The organism is Anaerobacillus sp. QJM3NY_32 (assembly GCF_056173645.1).
In genome coordinates, this window is the sequence record NZ_CM149684.1 from 1,467,059 (window position 1) to 1,484,752 (window position 17,694).

Sequence of the window (17,694 nt, forward strand, 5' to 3'; positions counted from 1 at the left end):
TTCCACAAAAAGAAGGGAAGATAAAACTTTTTGCTCAAAATAGGCTGAAAGACAGTGGTATTCATATGGAACTTTATAGGAAAATTATGCTAGACTTAATATAGAATCTTGATTGAATGCTGGAGGGCGAAATGAAAACAGAAATAGAAGCAAATTGGCTAAAAGATTGGGGTGCACCTCTCCTTTTTGCTATTATCCTGGCATTTGTGATTAAAATGTTTATCATCGCTCCATACATTGTAGAAGGAGCTTCAATGGATCCAACCCTACATGATGGAGATCGTCTGCTCGTTAACAAATTCATCTCCTATGTGCAGGAAGAGCCAGCAAGAGGAGACATTATTATTATTAAGGATGAAGATGCAGAGAAGCATTATGTGAAACGAGTAATTGGATTACCTGGAGACATTATCGAAATGAGTCAGGATAACCTTTATGTAAACGACAAACAGCTTAAAGAACCTTACTTAGACGGAAATCGTGCTGATGCAGAAACAATGGGAATGAGATTAACCGAAGATTTTGGTCCGATCGAAGTACCCGAAGGTCAGCTTTTTGTGATGGGTGATAATCGTTTGAGAAGTATGGATAGCCGAAATGGTCTTGGGAAAATTGAGTTGGAAGAAGTCGTTGGAAAAGCAGAAGTGGTGTGGTTTCCCTTTAAAGAAGTGAGGTCAACAAATTGAAGTAAACAAGAAGGGCGTAATCGCTCTTCTTGTTTTTGTTACGCTTTTGAAACAGTTGAAATGAAACGTTAACAGTAAGTAGCCTCCTAATATATGGATTTTTTACCAAACTTAAAGTTTCAAGTATATTAAGAGATTCTGCTCATAACCGTTGATATAAAAGGGTTATTATGAATAATTAACTTGATTTATACGAAAAATCACCTGGTATGAATTACTAGCATAGGAAGTTATTATGGTCTTTTAGACTAGCAATCTTATGATATTCTCAGTGTGTAAGAAATTTCACCAATCAGGGAGGAATCACATTGAAAAAGTCAATTATTCTAGGTGTCACAGCGGCAGCAGCCCTGCTGGCAGCAAACCCATCAAATAGTTCTGCTAATACAGGCGACCAACACGCTGTCAAAGCAGAAGTTAATGCGCAAACATTCCAGGTCAACAATATAAATGAGTTGCAGTCTATTCTGGATCGTTTCGAAAAACAATATAATATTTCTATTAAAGATTCTATTAATCTAGATCAGATTTTCCAACAGCAAGGTAATACTGAACAGCCAGCACAAGAAGAGCAGGCTGAGAAATCTGAAACTCCTTCTGAAGAGCCAGCTAAAGAACAAGCCGAAGCTCAAGAAGCTACACCTTCTGAAGCACAGCCAGAAGAAGCGCCTGCACCAGAGACAGAGCAGGCAGAACCAGCTAAAGAAACTAATGAAGACACAGGATTATCAGAATTTGAACAACAGGTTGTTAATCTTACAAATGCAGAGCGTGAAAAAGCTGGATTGCCTGCACTTGAAGTAGATACTGAACTTAGTAAAGTAGCACAAGCAAAGTCTGAAGATATGAGAGATAATAACTACTTTGCTCACAATAGCCCAACGTATGGCTCACCATTCGATATGATGAACCAGTTTGGCGTAGATTATCAATCAGCTGGAGAAAACATTGCTAAAGGACAACAAACACCAGAAGAAGTTGTGAACGCTTGGATGAACAGTGAAGGACACCGTAAGAACATTATGAACGGTAGCTTCACACATATTGGTGTTGGTTATGTAGAAGAAGGAAATATTTGGACACAACAGTTTATTGGTAAGTAATAATAGATTGATAACCCATCTCTAGTAGATGGGTTATTTTTTTTGCTTGTTAATAAACTTACTAGCTTCACGTTTGCTAAGAGGGGGTAAAGTATAATTCTCTAAGAAGTTTTTCACGATTTCAGAATCTATTTTGGAATATTCTCTGAGCGACCAGCCGATCGCTTTTTGGATGAAAAATTCATTTGAATCTTTGAGTAGTAGGATGTATCTTTTGAGTCGATCGAAATCTGTGGAATCTTTATAAGAAAGTTGAAAAAGAAGCGCACTACGGTTTAGCCATAAGTTTGGACTGTTCACCCATTCCTCTATTATCGGTGCAATTTGATCAGGATATTGTTGAAAGTAAATACCTGCACTATGGACAGCAAGTCCATCTACAGTATCCCACCAGGATTTTGTGATAATAAGTTGCTCAATAAGATCGATATAGTCTTTGGGAAAACGTTTGACTCGGTCAAGAAGATCGAGGGCGGCATTCTGATACTCTCGTTCTGGTAATGCCCATAGCTTTTCAAGAAGTTCTTTAAGGGTATCGAGATCTGGTTTTCCATGCATTTTAAGCGCATTAATAACAGCTTTCCTTCTTTCTGGTGTCTTAATGCCGAGAAAAGGAAATTGATTTCGCATATACTTTTCCATTTTTTTAGATTGCTCTGGATTTTGGAGCGGTTCAAGCTCTTTTTGAATAATGGATACAGTTAACATGTTTCTTACCTCCTTCCTACATTTTACAAAATATTTGGTTTTTATTGGAATGATGATAATATACTTTAATAAAGTTTTTTCTGCAAATAGAAGAAGGCGCGTCTTTTGACGCGCCTTCTTCTTTACTAAAATAAGGAGGTTTCCCGGGGGAGGGAAGGGATGCATTAATTTACTATACGTTGGAACCAGAGAAGCTTTCCGGGTTGGGAGAAAGCTTCTCTGGAATGACTAAAGTATAGCAGGCTTTCATGAAAATATGAGGATTATGGGATGTTTTTGATAAGAATGACAGATTTGTGAACAGCGTAATGAACTAAACAGAAGGATTAGGAAGAACGGCTAATTCAGTAAGTGCATTGTGAAGACTGGATTTGATGGTTAGTTTGTGTAAATCAATTCCTAACTGTACAGCTGAAATCGATATCGAAGGACTTATGCCGGTCAGTGTCACCTGAACTCCCATAAGGCTTAGCGCTTCTGTTATGTCAAACAAGTGTTTTGCGACCATCGTGTCCATTGTCACAACTCCTGACAAGTCAATGATCATATGGTCGAGTTCAAGTTTACGAGATTGATCAAGCGTTTTCTCCATGATTAGTGTTGCGCGATACGTATCAATATTACCAACAAGTGGAAGAATAGCGAGATTTTGAATAATAGGAATGATCGGTGTAGAAAGTTCTTCCAGAGTCGAGTTATATTTAGTTTCAAGCTGCTGATTACTAGTGATATAAGAACTCCCATAGCTATACACAAACTGGTCAAGAAGAGGATCTATCCTACTTGGTAATTGAATGACATCCCGTGGTTTCATATTTAAATTTTCAACGATTGGTTCGATTGCCTCCCATATCGCTTCTCGAATGAGAGGTACAGTCACAATTAGAGAAATGATCATTTCATTTTCGTCTTGAACGAGTTCGCCAGATTCTTCTCCAAATTCTTCGATTGCTGCAAATGCGTTCACAGTGTCTTTTTGAAGACTTTTACCAATCAATTTTATAAGATAGGTCGTGTTTTTTATGGAAAGTTTCGGTTCATTATTAAAATCTGCGTCATCAAGGTCCTGGCGCTGACGTTCATATGTACTTTGTGCAATCTCCAAGGCTTGTTCAAGTATATAAGTTCCTACTTTTTGAGTAGATGTTTGATCGGTCACTTCAGTTCCCCCTTTTTCGTGTTAGCCATGTTCGTTTCTATTGTTGATTCTACCTTTTGCTCGAAGCGATTGGTTATCACAGAGCATTAAGCATTTGAAAACAACAATGGTCCTTAACATAACCCTTTTATTATATCTTATATGTAAATCGAAATTAATGAAAAAGCTGGCTTAAGGTTAAACCAGCTTAAATGTGTGATCATTAATTTTAGTTCATGACAGGGATAAAGCGTTCGTGGAAGGCTTTATATTTACTAGAAATACTAGAAGCAGATGTTCCATATTTTTTCGCAAGAGCACTCTGGCTGATTGAAGTGTCATAAACTTTGGCAGCAAGATATTCAAGAGATGCTGCAAAGATAGAAGCTTTTCTAACAATAGGCTTTTCATCATCAGCATATTTCTTCCAAAAACGAAGGATTTCTTGAAGTTGTTCCTGAGAGTACTCATCACTAACCTGCTCCATAAAGAGTGAAGCTACTTCTGCATCTTCTTTTCTAGACCAAATCATTTCAATCGATTCGTTTGATTCTTCTGAACCGTTGCCGTGCTTCACAATTTGACTAAGTACTTCTGGGAAATCACGTTGCATCATGGAACGAACATTGTAGTTCGCTTCTTCTGATGAAAGTTTCTTTTCCACCATTTCCATAGCATCTGGTGCGATTTTAAGAAGTTCAATAAATGGCATGGCACCATTTTTGACAGGGAGAAGAATGCCTGCTAGACTTTCTCCGCTAGTAAGGATCACTTCTTCATGTAAAAGGATACTGATCGGTTGGTTTGACCCGAGTTCTTTTACGACCGCTGTGTGACCTGATGCTTCTTCCACTGTATAAATAGACATGTATGCATCGCGCCAGTCGTTCACAGTTTCTTTAACTTTCTCAGTAGAAAAGGTGTGCGAATAAAGTTGAAGATATTCTCTAATAATGGTTTTGTTCCACTGGTTAAGAGATTGATGGAAAATGGCCCACGGGAAAATACCGTGCATATAAGCTTCCTCAAGGTTTTTGGGGATTTCAAAACGGTTGAATAAATCATTTGCTAGAGAGACCATTTTTTGATCATGTTCACTCATAGCATACTCTACAAGCTGTGCTTGAATTGTATATAGTTCTTGTGTATAGAGCTGTTCTTCTAATTGATCCTGTGCACTTTCAGATGTCATACAGCATTTTTTATATTTTTTGCCGCTGCCACAAGGACAGGGATCATTTCTTTTTGTTTTTTGCAATGTTGCTTCCTCCTTCAGGTCAAGCTTATTCGAGAATAAGAGACGAATGATATTTTAGCATAGAAATGGCTAGAAGCACAAAAAATGGACAAAATCCGAGCGGAAATGACTATTTTTTTATTCATTCCTATCATGTCTCACGTTCAATCGGAAAGCAAACGGTCACAGTGGTTCCAATTCCGACAGTACTATTAAAATCGATTTTTCCTTGATGATTCTCAATAATTTTAAAACTAGATAGCAGACCTAGACCAGTGCCTTCTTCTTTTGTTGTGTAGAAAGGTTCTCCAAGTGTTTTTAGTTTGTGTTCTGGGATACCAACACCTTCATCGACGATGATCACGTTAATGCTATTGTCTTTTACTACAGTTTTTAATCGTAATACGCCGCCATCAGGCATCGCTTCCATCGCATTTTTGATTAAATTAATAAAAACTTGCTTCAGCTGATTCTCTTCTCCATATAGAGATTCGTGACGTTCGGTGAAGTCTGTTATAAAAGAAATGTTGTACAGAGATGCCTGTGTACTTAAAAGCTGCATGACATATGAAAGCAATGCATTTACATTAAAAAATGTAAAATGCTCAGCCTGAGGCTTGGCAAGGACTAGCAAATCTTTAATAATCGAATCCATCCGGTCAATTTCAGATAGCATAATGGAAAGGAACGGCGTCTTATCTGCAAAATCATTATCACTAGTTAGAAGCTGAATGAATCCTTTGACAGATGTTAAAGGATTTCGTATTTCATGAGCTACGCTAGCGGCAAGTTGGCCAACAGCAGATAGTTTTTCTGTTTTTAGCAGAGCATCTTCTGTCTTCTTTTTGTCTGTTATATCCATAAACGCAGCCATGATCCCATTGATCTGACCATTTTCATCTTGGATAGGCGCTGTAAACAAAGCTGTAAAGACGACTGATCCATCCTTACGCATCCGTTTGACTTCTTTATTTACGATATGTCCATATTCAATAATTTCAGGAATCGTAATATCCTTTTCCTCTACTGGAACAATGGGGCTTTTCTTGCCGATCACTTCTTCGCTTTTCCATCCAAATATTTTTTCGGCAGCTGGATTCCACAGTCGAATGTTTGACTCCATGTCGAGGGCAAGAGTGGCGATAGGAGAAGCGCTAATGATCGCTTGTATGAGTTGTTTCGCTTCCCAAAGTTCTTTCACAGCTTTTTTTCGTTCTGTGATGTCTCGAGTTTGGATGATCGTGGTGGATTTGTGATTGAATATAATTGGAATCAGCGTTGATTCGACATCTATGACTTCGTTATTTGAACGTAACAATTGGTATTCAATTGTTTCAGAAGACGGTTCCTCTTGAGCGTGTATTTTACTTAGTAGGCCTTTGAACCTCTCAGTATCTTCCGAGTTAGCGATAAGTGATTGACGATTAACATAGAGGTCTTGAATCGAGTCAACACCTACCATTTGGAGTCCAGTACGGTTTGTATAGGTGATTTCATCCTTTTCCATAAGACAAATGGCATAAGGAGAAGATTCAACAAGCCTCCGATATCGTTCTTCACTTTCAAGAAGCTGATTTTCCATAACTTCATTTTTATAGAGAAGGTGTTTCAATAGGAAATAAAGAAACAAACAAGTTAGTAAAATAAAAAACCAGCCTTTATATAGCCCAATTTGCTTATTTGCTAAGAAGTCGGAAGAGAAGTGATACAGAATTGTATCAGAAAGCAATATCCAAACTGAGCCGAATAGAAAATAGCTTCCTATAATGATCCAGGGGATTGATTCGGTTTTAATATGCACTAGAGTTTGTCCTTTCTCTATAGCTTCTTATTGTATTCTACATATATCTTAAGATTATTACAAAGTACTCCCAACTAGTTGGTAAAATATTTAGGTAGAAAGTCGTGATAAAGAGTGATACATTTATAGTTAGGATTATTTCAGAATAAACCTTTTACAATGGAATCGGTCAGCGAAAGACCGACGATCATTCGGTTTATGATACGAATGATCTAGGCATGTAGTAAAAGAAGATTTATATTGAAGGAGATAATTTTCTATGAATGATGAACATATGGAACCTCGAAGTCGATATAAGCCTAAGAAAAAACGACGTGGATTAAGAATAACGCTATTCATTCTATTATTTATTATAGTCGGTTTTGGTGGGTATGCGGGATACCTTTATTATAAAGTTTCCAGCGTTTCAGACCAATCAGTGATGGAGCCAGAACGTGGAAACCAGTCAGATCTTAGAAATGGTGCAGTTGATATGGGGAAAGATCATTTTTCTGTGTTATTACTCGGTGTTGATGATGAAGAGGATACATCGAATGGGCGCAGTGATTCGATGATGGTAGCCACATTTAATCAAGATGATAAATCAATGAAGCTTCTTAGTATTCCTCGTGACTCGTATGTTAACATTCCTGGAAGAGGAATGGACAAGATCACTCACGCTCATGCTTTTGGTGGAATTGATTTGACCATTGATACAGTGGAAGGTTTGTTAGGAATTCCAATTGATGAAGTTGTCAGAGTTAATTTTGATGCTTTCAAAACAGTGATTGATGAAATGGGCGGAATCAAAGTTAATATCGATTCGCAGCTTATCGCAGATCAACTATACAAGGAATCTAAAGGGAAAATTGATTTAGAAGTAGGAGAGCAGACGCTAAATGGGAAAGAGGCCCTTGCTTTTGCAAGAACCCGTAAGGCTGATTCAGATTTGAAGCGTGGTCAGCGCCAAATGGAAGTGATTACTTCTGCCATTGATAAAGTTAGTTCACTTTCTTCTATTCCGAAGTATGGGGACTTAGTAGATCGTATAGGTGAGAACTTAACGATGAGTTTTACATTTAACGAAGCTCTAGGACTTTATCCATTTATTTCGAAAATCGATTCAATTGAAAAACTACAGTTAACAGGTACTGATTTTCAACCTGCTGGGACTTATTATTTCAAACTGGACGATCAGTCTCTTGCGACGGCAAAAACGGAGCTTAAAACTCATTTGAACCTGGAAGATCAAATTGACGATCCAAATGGGAATATGAATGCTATAGAAGAAGAGCAAAGTTCAACAACTCCTTAAATGGAATGTATGAACTTAAATTGAGAGTAAAAAGTAAGGCCTAAAGGGAGCAGACATCGCGTCTGCTCCCTTTTCGTGTTGATGATTACAGTGAGGCATAATAGGGAATGGAAGGGAAGAACTATAGAAAGGGGACTAGTGAAGATGTCAGGGATTGCATTCGTTAAAAAATTAGGTAAAGAAATAGGAGAAGATCGTGTAACAAGTCTTGCAGCAGAATTAGCATACTACTTTATGCTCTCCATTTTTCCTTTGCTTATTTTAATTCTTTCAATTCTTCCATACTTATCGATTGACAAACAGGAAGCAGTGGATTTTCTTACAAAATATGCTCCCGGAGAGACCGGAAGTATACTTCAGGATAACGTTCTATCAATCATAAGTGAGCCGCAGGGAGGGCTCTTAACGATTGGTTTACTCGGTACTCTCTGGTCTGCATCGAACGGTATGATGGCTCTGATGCGGGCCCTTAACCTTGCATATGACGTTGAAGAAACGAGATCTTTTATTAAAGCTAGACTACTTTCGATTTGCCTAACAGTTGGACTTATACTTGTCTTTATTGTCACACTTGTTCTACCAGTTTTCGGCGACGTCATTCTAGATGCTGTTACTTCGACGCTTAACCTTCCGAGCTCGACTGAGTTTCTTTTCCGTATTTTACGTTGGGTTATAGCTGTAGGGATTATGGCGTGTATTCTGGCAGCTCTTTATCGATTTGCTCCTAATAAGCATTTTCCATTTAAAGAAGTTATTATTGGAGCAGTCGTTGCGACGATTGGCTGGCAAGTGATTTCTCTTGCTTTCGCTTTTTACGTAAGTAATTTCGGTAACTATTCAGCAACTTACGGTAGTCTTGGTGGTGTCATTATCTTAATGCTTTGGTTCTATTTAACGGGCATCATTCTTCTCGTCGGCGGTGAGGTTAATGCGCTTCTCCATAAGAACAGAAGGAGGGCAACGACTTCAGCAGAAAGCGAACAAATTGGATTTTAATGAGTCAGTGGTAATTGAATAGTGAAAGTTGTTCCAAACGCTGGGGCACTGCTCACCTTAATCGTTCCCTTATGATTTTGAATAATTTGTTTACAGAGGAATAGGCCAAGTCCTGTTCCTTTTTCTTTTGTCGTATAAAAAGGTTGGAAGACCTTTTGTTGGGTGGACGTATCCATGCCAGCTCCGTTATCACTAATTTTGATCGTAACGGAGTGAAGACGCTTTGCAATTGATAATGAAATCTTTCCGTTTTCTTTATTGCTACTACGAATCGATTCAATACTATTCTTAATCATATTTAAGAACACTTGCTTAAATTGTCCTGAATCGATCGTCACTTCGAGTGGTTCGGAAAAGTGATTTAGATTCGTAGTAATATCACATCTGTTCAGAGTGGCCTGGCTATGGAAAAGAAGAATAATATTTTTTAGGAAAGGCACAACATCAATACGCTCTTTGATATGTTCAATAGGACGTGCAGCTTGAAGAAATTCTTCAATCAATGTATTGGTTCGATGGATTTCTGATAATAGTAAATCAGCTATATCGTTTTTTTGTAATTTATCCAAATCGGGTTTAATGAGCTGGAGGAAACCTTTCATGATGGTAAGAGGATTTTTGATTTCATGTGCTACACCTGCGACAAGATAATGAACGGTACTTAGTGTTTTATTTTCATAAGCTAAAGCTTCAAGTTTCTCGATTAACTCGTTGTATTCCTCTAATGAGCAAGGTGATGGATAATGTTCTGGCATTAGAGGGAGTTTTTTTTCGACATTCAGGTTAGTGTGATCCACTCACGCCACCCCTTTCCTTAACTTTTCATTAGCGCATAGTTATACCTTACCACCATGAAAATGCGAAGGTTGAAAGTTCATAGGAAAGAATTCGAGTTTTTTTGTTGATATGTGTTGAATATCGTCACTAAAAAAGAGCCTGCAAGTTGCACAGACTCTAACGAAGCTACGAAGGCTGATAGCCAGCGTCTTCGATTGTTTGCATGATTGCCGATGGATCAACGGCATCTTCATCATATACAATGGTCACTGTTTCTTCATTCAGATCGGCGAGAGCTCGATCGATACCGTTTAAAGAGAGAAGGGCAGATTCAATGCGTTGAATGCAGTCTTCACCTTTCATACCGGATACGGATACCGTCATTTCATTCATAAAACAAACTCCTTTCTTACTCTACAAGCCTTTACCCATATTAGAAGGAGTTTAATCGACCTAAGGTTTATTCGGTGTTTCGTTAGCAAGCTGTTCAAGCGACTTAATCTTGCCGTGTGGGTTTTGCGCTTCTTTTCTTTTTCGAAATTGTCTTTCACGCTGGCCTTTTGATTGGCTCATGTGTTGTCACCCCTTATTAGTTGTTCATTCATAAGGTGACCATTCAGAACAATTGTAGTCACTGCAAATTCTGGTTGTGAAGTTGAACAAAGGTAAAACCTTTCTCTTGGAGAATAGGAACGGCTTGTTTCACGCCTTCAGACGTTCCACTTTTTGGTTGATTCATATGTAACAAAGCGATATCGCCAGGTTTGGCCGTCATAAGAGCGTTCTTCACTTGTCCGCTTGTAAAAGTCGCACCAGCATCTCCAAGAATGGTATAGTTTACAATTTGTATACCAAGATCCTTAGCGATTTGAACTGCCACTTCATCGTAATATGCCGTTCCTGATCGAAACAAAGTTGATTTTGATCCTGTAAGATTTTCTATTTTCTCCTGGTTTTCTTTGACTTCGGCAATCACTTCTTTGACTGATGCCGTTCCTGAAATACCCCAGGCGGATTTTCCGTTTACAGATAGAGGTTGATGATGGGTGCCGTGATTTTCAATCTGAAATAGCGGATTAGTAGCGAGCTGCTGAAATATTTTGGAGTTCTCTTCAATCCATCTGCTATTAATGAAAAGGGTTGAAGGGATCTGCTCTTCTTGTAAAAATCTGATAAGTTCACGATCGACGTTACTTCCATGAGGGCCACCACATGCATCGAATGTAAGAGCGATTTCTTTTTCTGATGTTTCAAAGTGCGTTTGGACTCCTGTGGTGCGTTCCCCCCATTCATTTGGCTGAACGGTTTCGTATTTTGTAAGGATAAGTTCTGTTGGCACGTCATGATGCATATAGGGAATAGATCTTTTGATGAAAGTTGCTTCAGAAAAGGAGTGTTGGGCTTCTCGTTGTTCACAAGCAGAGATAAGAAGAAAGGATAGTAAAAGAAAAGCTGTTTTCGTGTTCGTCAATTTTATCACCTTTTCCAAGCTTATCACACAATATTTGGATGTAGTGATGGAGAATAAAAAAACCTCCCAACAAGGGAGGTTTCATTCATACCTTTACAACGTTAATGTTAGATCGTATGCAAAAAGAAGTTAATGAAAAATAAACTCGCGATAATGTACATTGGAACAGGAACTTCTTTTGCTTTGCCTAAAGCAATTTTAAGAAAAGGATAGGCGATAAAACCAAATGCAATACCGTCCACAATACTATACGTGAGTGGAATCATCACAATGATTAAGAACGCTGGAAACCCTTCAGAGAAATCCTGCAACGAGATGTTCTGAATGGATGTGATCATCAGTCCGCCTATAATAATAAGAACTGGGGCGATCGCAGAATCAGGAATCATCTTGAAGACAGGTATGAAAAAGAGAGACGTTAAGAACAATAATCCTGTTGTGATGGACGTTAAACCAGTACGCCCTCCTGCAGAAATACCTGAGGCGCTCTCGACAGTTGAGACGGTAGGACTTGTGCCGAAAAGACCAGACGAGATAGCTGAAATGGCATTTGCTTTGTAGGATTTATCAAATTTCGATTGATCTGGAAGTAAGCCGTGAAGCAAGCCCATATTCTCAAAAACAAGAATCATCGCCATTGAAAAGGTGGCGATCCAGAAAGGAAGCATAAGAATATCATCGAATGACATCGCTCCAAAAACAGCTCCGTATGATGAAAAAGAAAAGCTTTCCTGCTTTCCGGTTGAAATTAAGCCTAGTGACCAGGCAAGTGCTGTGCCGAGAAGCATGCTAATTAAGAAATGACCTTTTACATTTCGAATAAACAGGATGGCTGCTAATGCAAGCGTCACAAGGGTTGCAATAACATGAGCAGATCCAAGGTTTCCAAGTTCTACAAAAGTCGTATCGCTAGAAACGACAATGCCACCTTTTTGTAATCCGATAAATGTTAAGAATAAGCCTATTCCAACGGTAATTGCTTCTTTTAATGATCTTGGGATTGACTTTGAAAGGACACCGGATAGCGGTGTGAACGCCGTGATTGCAAAGAGAATCCCTGCAACAAAGACGGAAGCGAGTGCCACCTCCCAACTTAATCCCATTGATTCAACCATTGTATACGTAAAGAATGCATTTACACCCATTCCTGGTACGAGGATAATCGGTGCATTTGCATAAAAACCAATTAACAGGCAGCCGAACACTGACGTCAGGACTGTTGCAATCATTCCTGCTTCGAAAGGAATTCCTGCATCAGCAAGGATTGACGCGTTAACCGCTGCAATATAAACAATCGTAAAAAATGATGTAATGCCTGCAAGAATTTCTTTCTTCAGTGAAGTATCGTGAGCCTGAAAATCAAAATTAATTTTCGTTTTCACTTTATTCCCTTCTTACTTGTGTTTCCCTCTCCCACCCGTGTATTTGATTAAATCAAATCACCAATAAAATAGTATAACAGAGCCTTGATCTTTTTTATAGTGGAAAAATACGTAATGACCTCATTCAGTCACTTTGATAAAATAAGTGGGGTATATAATTTGTTTTAAGGAAAGAAGGCTTTTACATGCGTAATACCTTATCAGCCCTTCAATGGGCCGTTTTTATGATTGCAGGGTCAATCGTTGCTCCCGTTGCTATCGCTAGCTTGTTCAATATGGATCCTGCGATGGCAGCAGGGTTCGTGCAAAGAACGATGTTTGTGCTTGGCGTAGCGGGAATACTTCAAGTAACGTTCGGTCATCGATTACCTATTAACGAAGGTCCTGCCGGGTTATGGTGGGGAGTGTTTGTGCTTTATGCGGGATTAAGCTCTACCCTTTTCGGATCTGATATAGAGACGCTACAAGCACTTGAACTTGCGATGATCGCAAGCGGAGTGATTTTCATTCTTCTTAGTGCGTTTGGATTAGTAGAAAAGTTATCTCGTCTCTTTACACCGGTCGTGACAGGAATTTATCTCTTGCTTCTTGTTGCTCAACTTAGCGGATCGTTTCTAAATGGGATGATGGGCGTTGGTTATTTAAAAGAAGGCATTGATCTTAGAATTGCTGGACTATCGCTTTTACTTGTATTTATCTCCATTTGGTTTTCACGTTCTATGCCTGCCATGATTCAACAATACAGTATTCTCATTATCCTAATTATAGGGTGGATCATTTTTGCGGTGTTTGGACTAGCCAAACCGATCGTTGTTCCTGAGGGAGGAATGATTGAGCTTCCAGAGGTGCTTGCATTTGGTTATCCTACATGGGATTCCGGCATGATTATCACAGCTTTTCTAGTCACGCTGCTTCTTCTCACCAACATGATTGCGAGTATACGCGTAGTCGAAGAGGTGTTGAATAAGTTGGCAAATACAAAGCCAATGGGGCGCTATAGACAAGCAGGTTTTGTTTCTGGCATAAATCAATTACTTGGAGGCGTTTTTTCTGCGGTGGGAAGCGTGCCGATCTCAGGTGCCGCTGGATTTATATTAACAACAGGATTAAAGCAGAGACTTCCTTTTGTACTTGGAAGTGGATTTATTATTATCATTAGTTTGTTTCCAGCCTTAATGGGCTTCTTTGCAGCGCTACCTGAACCGGTTGGGTATGCTGTTATCTTTATTGTATTTGTGAATATGGTTGGAATTGCTTTTAATGAGTTTAAGAAAGATCAGTCAGAGGAAAAACCATTTATAATAGGGATTTCCTTTATGGTTGGGATTGGAACAATGTTTATTCCACCCGAAGCCTTTCAGCAAGCACCTCCAATTGCGGCTTCTATTCTAAACAACGGACTTATTCTCGGTTCCATTACAGCTATTTTGACAGAACAAATTCTCTACAAAAGGCAACGTAAATAACCATCTCTTCGTGATTAATGTCACAGGACTAGTTCTTTTCTTATGTTAAAATGATAGTAGAACAGGGGAGGAGAATGTTGCAATGAAAAAATATAATAAAATTCTTGTAGCTTTTGATGGATCTGACCTGAGTGTTAAAGCATTAAATGAAGCGATTGCCATGGCAAAAGAAAATGACTCTCTTGAAATTGATGTTGTCACTGCATTAAACCCTACAGCGCAAATTAGCTCTGCTGTTGTTTACGCGAGCATCTTAAATGAACTTAGAAAAGAAGCGGTGGATATGCTGAAGGGAATTAGCGAGAAGTTAGACGTTCAGCTACCAAATCATAAAGTGAAGACAATGGTTCTTGAAGGGAACCCTGGAAATGAAATTGTGAAATATGCAGATGAGCATAATCGTGATCTTATTATTATGGGGAGCAGGGGACTGAACGGTTTACGTGAGTGGTTCCTTGGAAGCGTGAGTCATACGGTCCTTCAGCGTTCTCATTGTCCCGTGTTAATCATTAAATAATGCAAAACCCGGCATATCTGCCGGGTTTTATTATTTCTCCACATATGTAATTGTGTTTTCCTGACCAATAATGGCTTTAGCTGCATAGCCAATAAAAAGCCCGTTGTCTACAACACCTGGAATCTGATTAAGATTGTCGTGCAAAGTAGAAGGGTAATCAATTTCTCCGAACTGACAATCGACGATGTAGTTTCCATTATCCGTGACGTAAAATGAACCTTCATTTTTTCGTATGGCCGTTTGACATCCAAATTTCTTTAAAGCGTTAATGGTTTTTAAATATCCAAAAGGAACGATTTCTACTGGAAGAGGAAAGGACCCAAGCTTTTTCACAAATTTATTAGAGTCAGCAACAACGATCATATGTGTCGAGTGATAAGCGATAATTTTTTCGCGAAGTAAGGCACCGCCACCTCCTTTTATAAGGGTTAAATCTTCTGTTAGTTCATCTGCCCCATCAATTGTTAAGTCAATGGATGACACTTCTTCAAGGGATAGAAGGGGAATACCGTTATCGCGAGCGAGTATTTCAGTATTGGTCGATGTGGCTACTCCCTTAATATCCAATCCCTCTTTAACCATGCGGGCGATTTTGAGGATTGTCCAATAGACAGTACTGCCAGTACCGAGCCCAACAACCATTCCATTCTGAACATAGTTAGCGGCTTCTTCGCCTGCGCGTTGTTTTTCGTTCAAAATTCAATCACTCCTTTTCTATCTATGTTAACCCATTAAGTATAATCGTTATTTCCCCTGTTTCCCAATGATGAATTTTGTAAGCGCATACTTCGTTGGCGTGATAAGGATCTAGTGAATAGGTCATTTTAAATCATGATATTTATAGGTTATTTATACCATGTTATTTAGTTACTAATCTTTGCACGGTTAGCAGGAAAGACGTATAATGCATACTGTCAGACTGTTCGCGTGACTAGGTTGATAGCAGGTGAACATACTATTTAAATAGTATGTTCACTTGTAACAAAACGGTTTGCGATTGGTGAGTTAACGAAAAATAGGAAATGAGCTGGAGGGAATAAGATGTCAAAACAACAAATTGGTGTTATTGGATTGGCGGTTATGGGGAAGAACCTTGCGATGAACATCGAAAGTCGCGGCTATTCTGTTTCTGTGTATAACCGATCTGAAGAAAAAACAAAAGAAATGATGTCAGAAGTTGAAGGACGAAATTTTCAGGATACATACAGCATTGAAGAGTTCGTTCAATCTCTAGAAACACCTAGAAAAATTTTGCTAATGGTTAAAGCCGGCATGCCGACGGATGCGACGATTGACCAGTTGCTTCCACATCTTGATAAAGATGATATCATCATTGATGGCGGGAATGCGTTCTTTAAAGACACGCAAAAGCGTAGCGAAGATTTGAAAGAAAAAGGTATTCGCTTTATTGGTACTGGTGTTTCTGGTGGAGAAGAAGGCGCACTTAATGGCCCTTCTATTATGCCTGGTGGACAACCGGATGCGTTTAGTGAAGTTGAAGATATCTTTAAGGCGATCGCTGCAAACGTAGATGGCGATCCTTGTACAACATATATCGGTCCAGATGGAGCGGGTCACTATGTGAAAATGGTGCATAACGGCATCGAGTATGGTGACATGCAGTTAATCGGCGAAGCTTATTACATGATGAAGAACGTGCTTGGTCTTTCGACTGATGAGCTTCACGAAGTATTTAAAGAATGGAATAAAGGTGAGCTTGATAGCTACCTTATCGAAATTACAGCTGATATCTTTACGAAGAAAGACCCTGAAACAGGCAAAGCGCTTGTAGACGTCATTCTCGATACAGCTGGACAAAAAGGTACAGGTAAATGGACAAGTCAAAGTGCTCTTGATCTTGGTGTACCACTTTCAATCATTACGGAATCTGTTTTCTCCCGCTTCATTTCTGCAATGAAAGAAGAGCGCGTGAAAGCAAGCAAGCTTCTTGCTGGCCCTAATGTACCAGCGTTTGATGGTAATAAAGAAGAACTAATTGAGAAGATTCGTAAAGCTCTCTACTTGAGTAAGATTTGTTCTTACGCACAAGGCTTCGCACAAATGCGTTCTGCTTCAGATGAGTATGATTGGAACCTAGATTACGGTTCAATCGCTATGATCTTCCGCGGTGGTTGCATTATCCGTGCTGGTTTCCTTCAAAACATTAAAGAAGCTTATGACCGTGAGCCAAGCTTAACGAACCTTCTTCTTGATCCATACTTCAAGGAAATCGTTGAATCTTATCAGGGTGCTGCTCGTGATATCGTTTCACTTGCTGTACAGCGTGGAATTCCTGTTCCTGGGCTTGCAAGCGCGATTGCTTACTATGACAGCTATCGTAGCGAAACTCTTCCAGCAAACCTTCTACAGGCGCAGCGAGACTATTTCGGCGCTCATACGTATCAGCGTATTGATCGCGAAGGTGTGTTCCACACAGAATGGCTTGAAGACTAAAAGTTAAACAAAAAACCGCTAATCACTTCCTTATGGGAGGGTTAGCGGTTTTTTTTACTTTCAGTTTTTAAATTTATACACCATCTTTTTGCCAACTCGAATGAATCGCAAAAGACCGCCAATGAGTATGAGTAAAAAACTAGCATAAATGCATGACCATTTGATTGAGGTGAAGAATGGTGCACTCCATGAAATGAATGAGAACGTAGTTGGATAAAAATACATTACAGCAGATGTTGAAATGTTTTCTAAGTAATCAAATAGAACACCGAAAGCGGGGAGTAAGTTAAGAAGAAGCCATTTTTCGTTGGAAATAGATCGGAAGAGAACAGTAATCGATGTGGTTAAAAAGAACCAGTAAACGAGCGGCCAAATAATATCAAAGCTGAAACGCTCTTTAATATAATAGCTTCTCCCGCTTTCTCCATATTGCTCTGCAACGCTATATAGCTTTTCAGGAGTATAAAAGAAAGAGCCATCAGGAGAATCACTTGTCCCAGTGACTTCATGAGATCTTTCCGATACTTCAGGAAGAATAAATGCGAGAAATAAGGCGAAAATGACCACAGAGAAGAACCATATACATGGAGTCAATCGAGAATTTAACTTACTAGAAAGATAAAGTAGGGACTTCATGAAAACCCTCCATATTATCAGTATGGGT

General features: G+C 39.1%; 18 protein-coding genes. 7 read left to right on the forward strand and 11 right to left on the reverse strand.

Going from position 1 to position 17,694, the window contains the following annotated elements:
* Positions 1-131: 131 nt before the first annotated feature.
* Positions 132-686, forward strand: coding sequence for a signal peptidase I (gene lepB / locus AC0VYH_RS07900; protein ID WP_404682535.1), 555 nt, complete (start codon positions 132-134; stop codon positions 684-686).
* 308 nt (positions 687-994) lie between these two features.
* On the forward strand, positions 995-1,789 hold the full coding sequence (locus AC0VYH_RS07905) for a CAP domain-containing protein (RefSeq protein WP_475368804.1): 795 nt from the start codon (positions 995-997) through the stop codon (positions 1,787-1,789).
* A gap of 33 nt (positions 1,790-1,822) precedes the next feature.
* On the opposite strand, the gene AC0VYH_RS07910 is transcribed toward AC0VYH_RS07905, so the two are convergent.
* From AC0VYH_RS07910 to AC0VYH_RS07925, 4 genes are all read right to left on the reverse strand, one after another.
* The gene (locus tag AC0VYH_RS07910) at positions 1,823-2,497 is read right to left on the reverse strand and encodes a DNA alkylation repair protein (protein WP_475368805.1); all 675 of its coding nucleotides are present in this window, start codon (positions 2,495-2,497) and stop codon (positions 1,823-1,825) included.
* Between the two features lie 313 nt (positions 2,498-2,810).
* Complete coding sequence (locus AC0VYH_RS07915) at positions 2,811-3,656, reverse strand: STAS domain-containing protein (protein ID WP_475368806.1); 846 nt, start codon at positions 3,654-3,656, stop codon at positions 2,811-2,813.
* Between the two features lie 208 nt (positions 3,657-3,864).
* Entirely contained in the window at positions 3,865-4,893 is a 1,029-nt protein-coding gene (locus tag AC0VYH_RS07920; RefSeq protein WP_475368807.1) for an SEC-C metal-binding domain-containing protein, read from the reverse strand.
* Between the two features lie 130 nt (positions 4,894-5,023).
* Positions 5,024-6,673: a PAS domain S-box protein gene (locus AC0VYH_RS07925; protein ID WP_475373617.1), complete on the reverse strand. Its 1,650-nt coding sequence runs from the start codon at positions 6,671-6,673 to the stop codon at positions 5,024-5,026.
* A 259-nt stretch (positions 6,674-6,932) separates the two neighbouring features.
* Between AC0VYH_RS07925 and AC0VYH_RS07930 the strand changes: the two genes are divergently transcribed.
* Complete coding sequence (locus tag AC0VYH_RS07930; protein WP_475373618.1) at positions 6,933-7,967, forward strand: LCP family protein; 1,035 nt, start codon at positions 6,933-6,935, stop codon at positions 7,965-7,967.
* A gap of 144 nt (positions 7,968-8,111) precedes the next feature.
* Positions 8,112-8,963 (forward strand): YihY/virulence factor BrkB family protein, encoded by an 852-nt coding sequence (locus AC0VYH_RS07935; protein WP_475373619.1) that lies wholly within the window; start codon positions 8,112-8,114, stop codon positions 8,961-8,963.
* Here AC0VYH_RS07935 and AC0VYH_RS07940 read toward each other — a convergent pair.
* The 5 genes from AC0VYH_RS07940 to AC0VYH_RS07960 form a co-directional block, all read right to left on the reverse strand.
* Positions 8,960-9,760 (reverse strand): sensor histidine kinase, encoded by an 801-nt coding sequence (locus AC0VYH_RS07940; protein WP_475373620.1) that lies wholly within the window; start codon positions 9,758-9,760, stop codon positions 8,960-8,962. The genes AC0VYH_RS07935 and AC0VYH_RS07940 overlap by 4 nt on opposite strands.
* A 166-nt stretch (positions 9,761-9,926) precedes the next feature.
* Positions 9,927-10,133, reverse strand: coding sequence for a heavy-metal-associated domain-containing protein (locus tag AC0VYH_RS07945; protein ID WP_194221061.1), 207 nt, complete (start codon positions 10,131-10,133; stop codon positions 9,927-9,929).
* A gap of 60 nt (positions 10,134-10,193) precedes the next feature.
* Positions 10,194-10,313: a DUF6254 family protein gene (locus AC0VYH_RS07950; RefSeq protein WP_226612411.1), complete on the reverse strand. Its 120-nt coding sequence runs from the start codon at positions 10,311-10,313 to the stop codon at positions 10,194-10,196.
* Positions 10,314-10,371: 58 nt separating this feature from the next.
* Positions 10,372-11,211, reverse strand: coding sequence for a polysaccharide deacetylase family protein (locus AC0VYH_RS07955; RefSeq protein ID WP_475373621.1), 840 nt, complete (start codon positions 11,209-11,211; stop codon positions 10,372-10,374).
* Between the two features lie 107 nt (positions 11,212-11,318).
* Positions 11,319-12,593: an NCS2 family permease gene (locus tag AC0VYH_RS07960; protein ID WP_194221062.1), complete on the reverse strand. Its 1,275-nt coding sequence runs from the start codon at positions 12,591-12,593 to the stop codon at positions 11,319-11,321.
* 185 nt (positions 12,594-12,778) lie between these two features.
* Between AC0VYH_RS07960 and AC0VYH_RS07965 the strand changes: the two genes are divergently transcribed.
* Positions 12,779-14,059 carry a purine/pyrimidine permease gene (locus AC0VYH_RS07965; RefSeq protein WP_475373622.1) on the forward strand — a complete coding sequence of 427 codons (1,281 nt, stop codon included), beginning with the start codon at positions 12,779-12,781 and terminating at the stop codon, positions 14,057-14,059.
* Positions 14,060-14,141: 82 nt separating this feature from the next.
* Positions 14,142-14,576, forward strand: coding sequence for a universal stress protein (locus AC0VYH_RS07970; protein ID WP_194221064.1), 435 nt, complete (start codon positions 14,142-14,144; stop codon positions 14,574-14,576).
* Positions 14,577-14,606: 30 nt separating this feature from the next.
* Here AC0VYH_RS07970 and rpiA read toward each other — a convergent pair whose 3' ends face one another.
* A complete protein-coding gene (rpiA, locus tag AC0VYH_RS07975) occupies positions 14,607-15,272 on the reverse strand; it encodes a ribose-5-phosphate isomerase RpiA (RefSeq protein ID WP_303536091.1) in 666 nt (221 codons plus the stop codon).
* 345 nt (positions 15,273-15,617) lie between these two features.
* Here rpiA and gndA point away from each other — a divergent pair, with 345 nt between their 5' ends.
* Entirely contained in the window at positions 15,618-17,030 is a 1,413-nt protein-coding gene (gene gndA / locus AC0VYH_RS07980; protein ID WP_194221066.1) for an NADP-dependent phosphogluconate dehydrogenase, read from the forward strand.
* Positions 17,031-17,090: 60 nt separating this feature from the next.
* Here the strand turns inward: gndA and AC0VYH_RS07985 are convergent, their stop codons facing one another.
* Entirely contained in the window at positions 17,091-17,666 is a 576-nt protein-coding gene (locus AC0VYH_RS07985; protein ID WP_475373623.1) for a hypothetical protein, read from the reverse strand.
* Between the last annotated feature and the right edge of the window lie 28 nt (positions 17,667-17,694).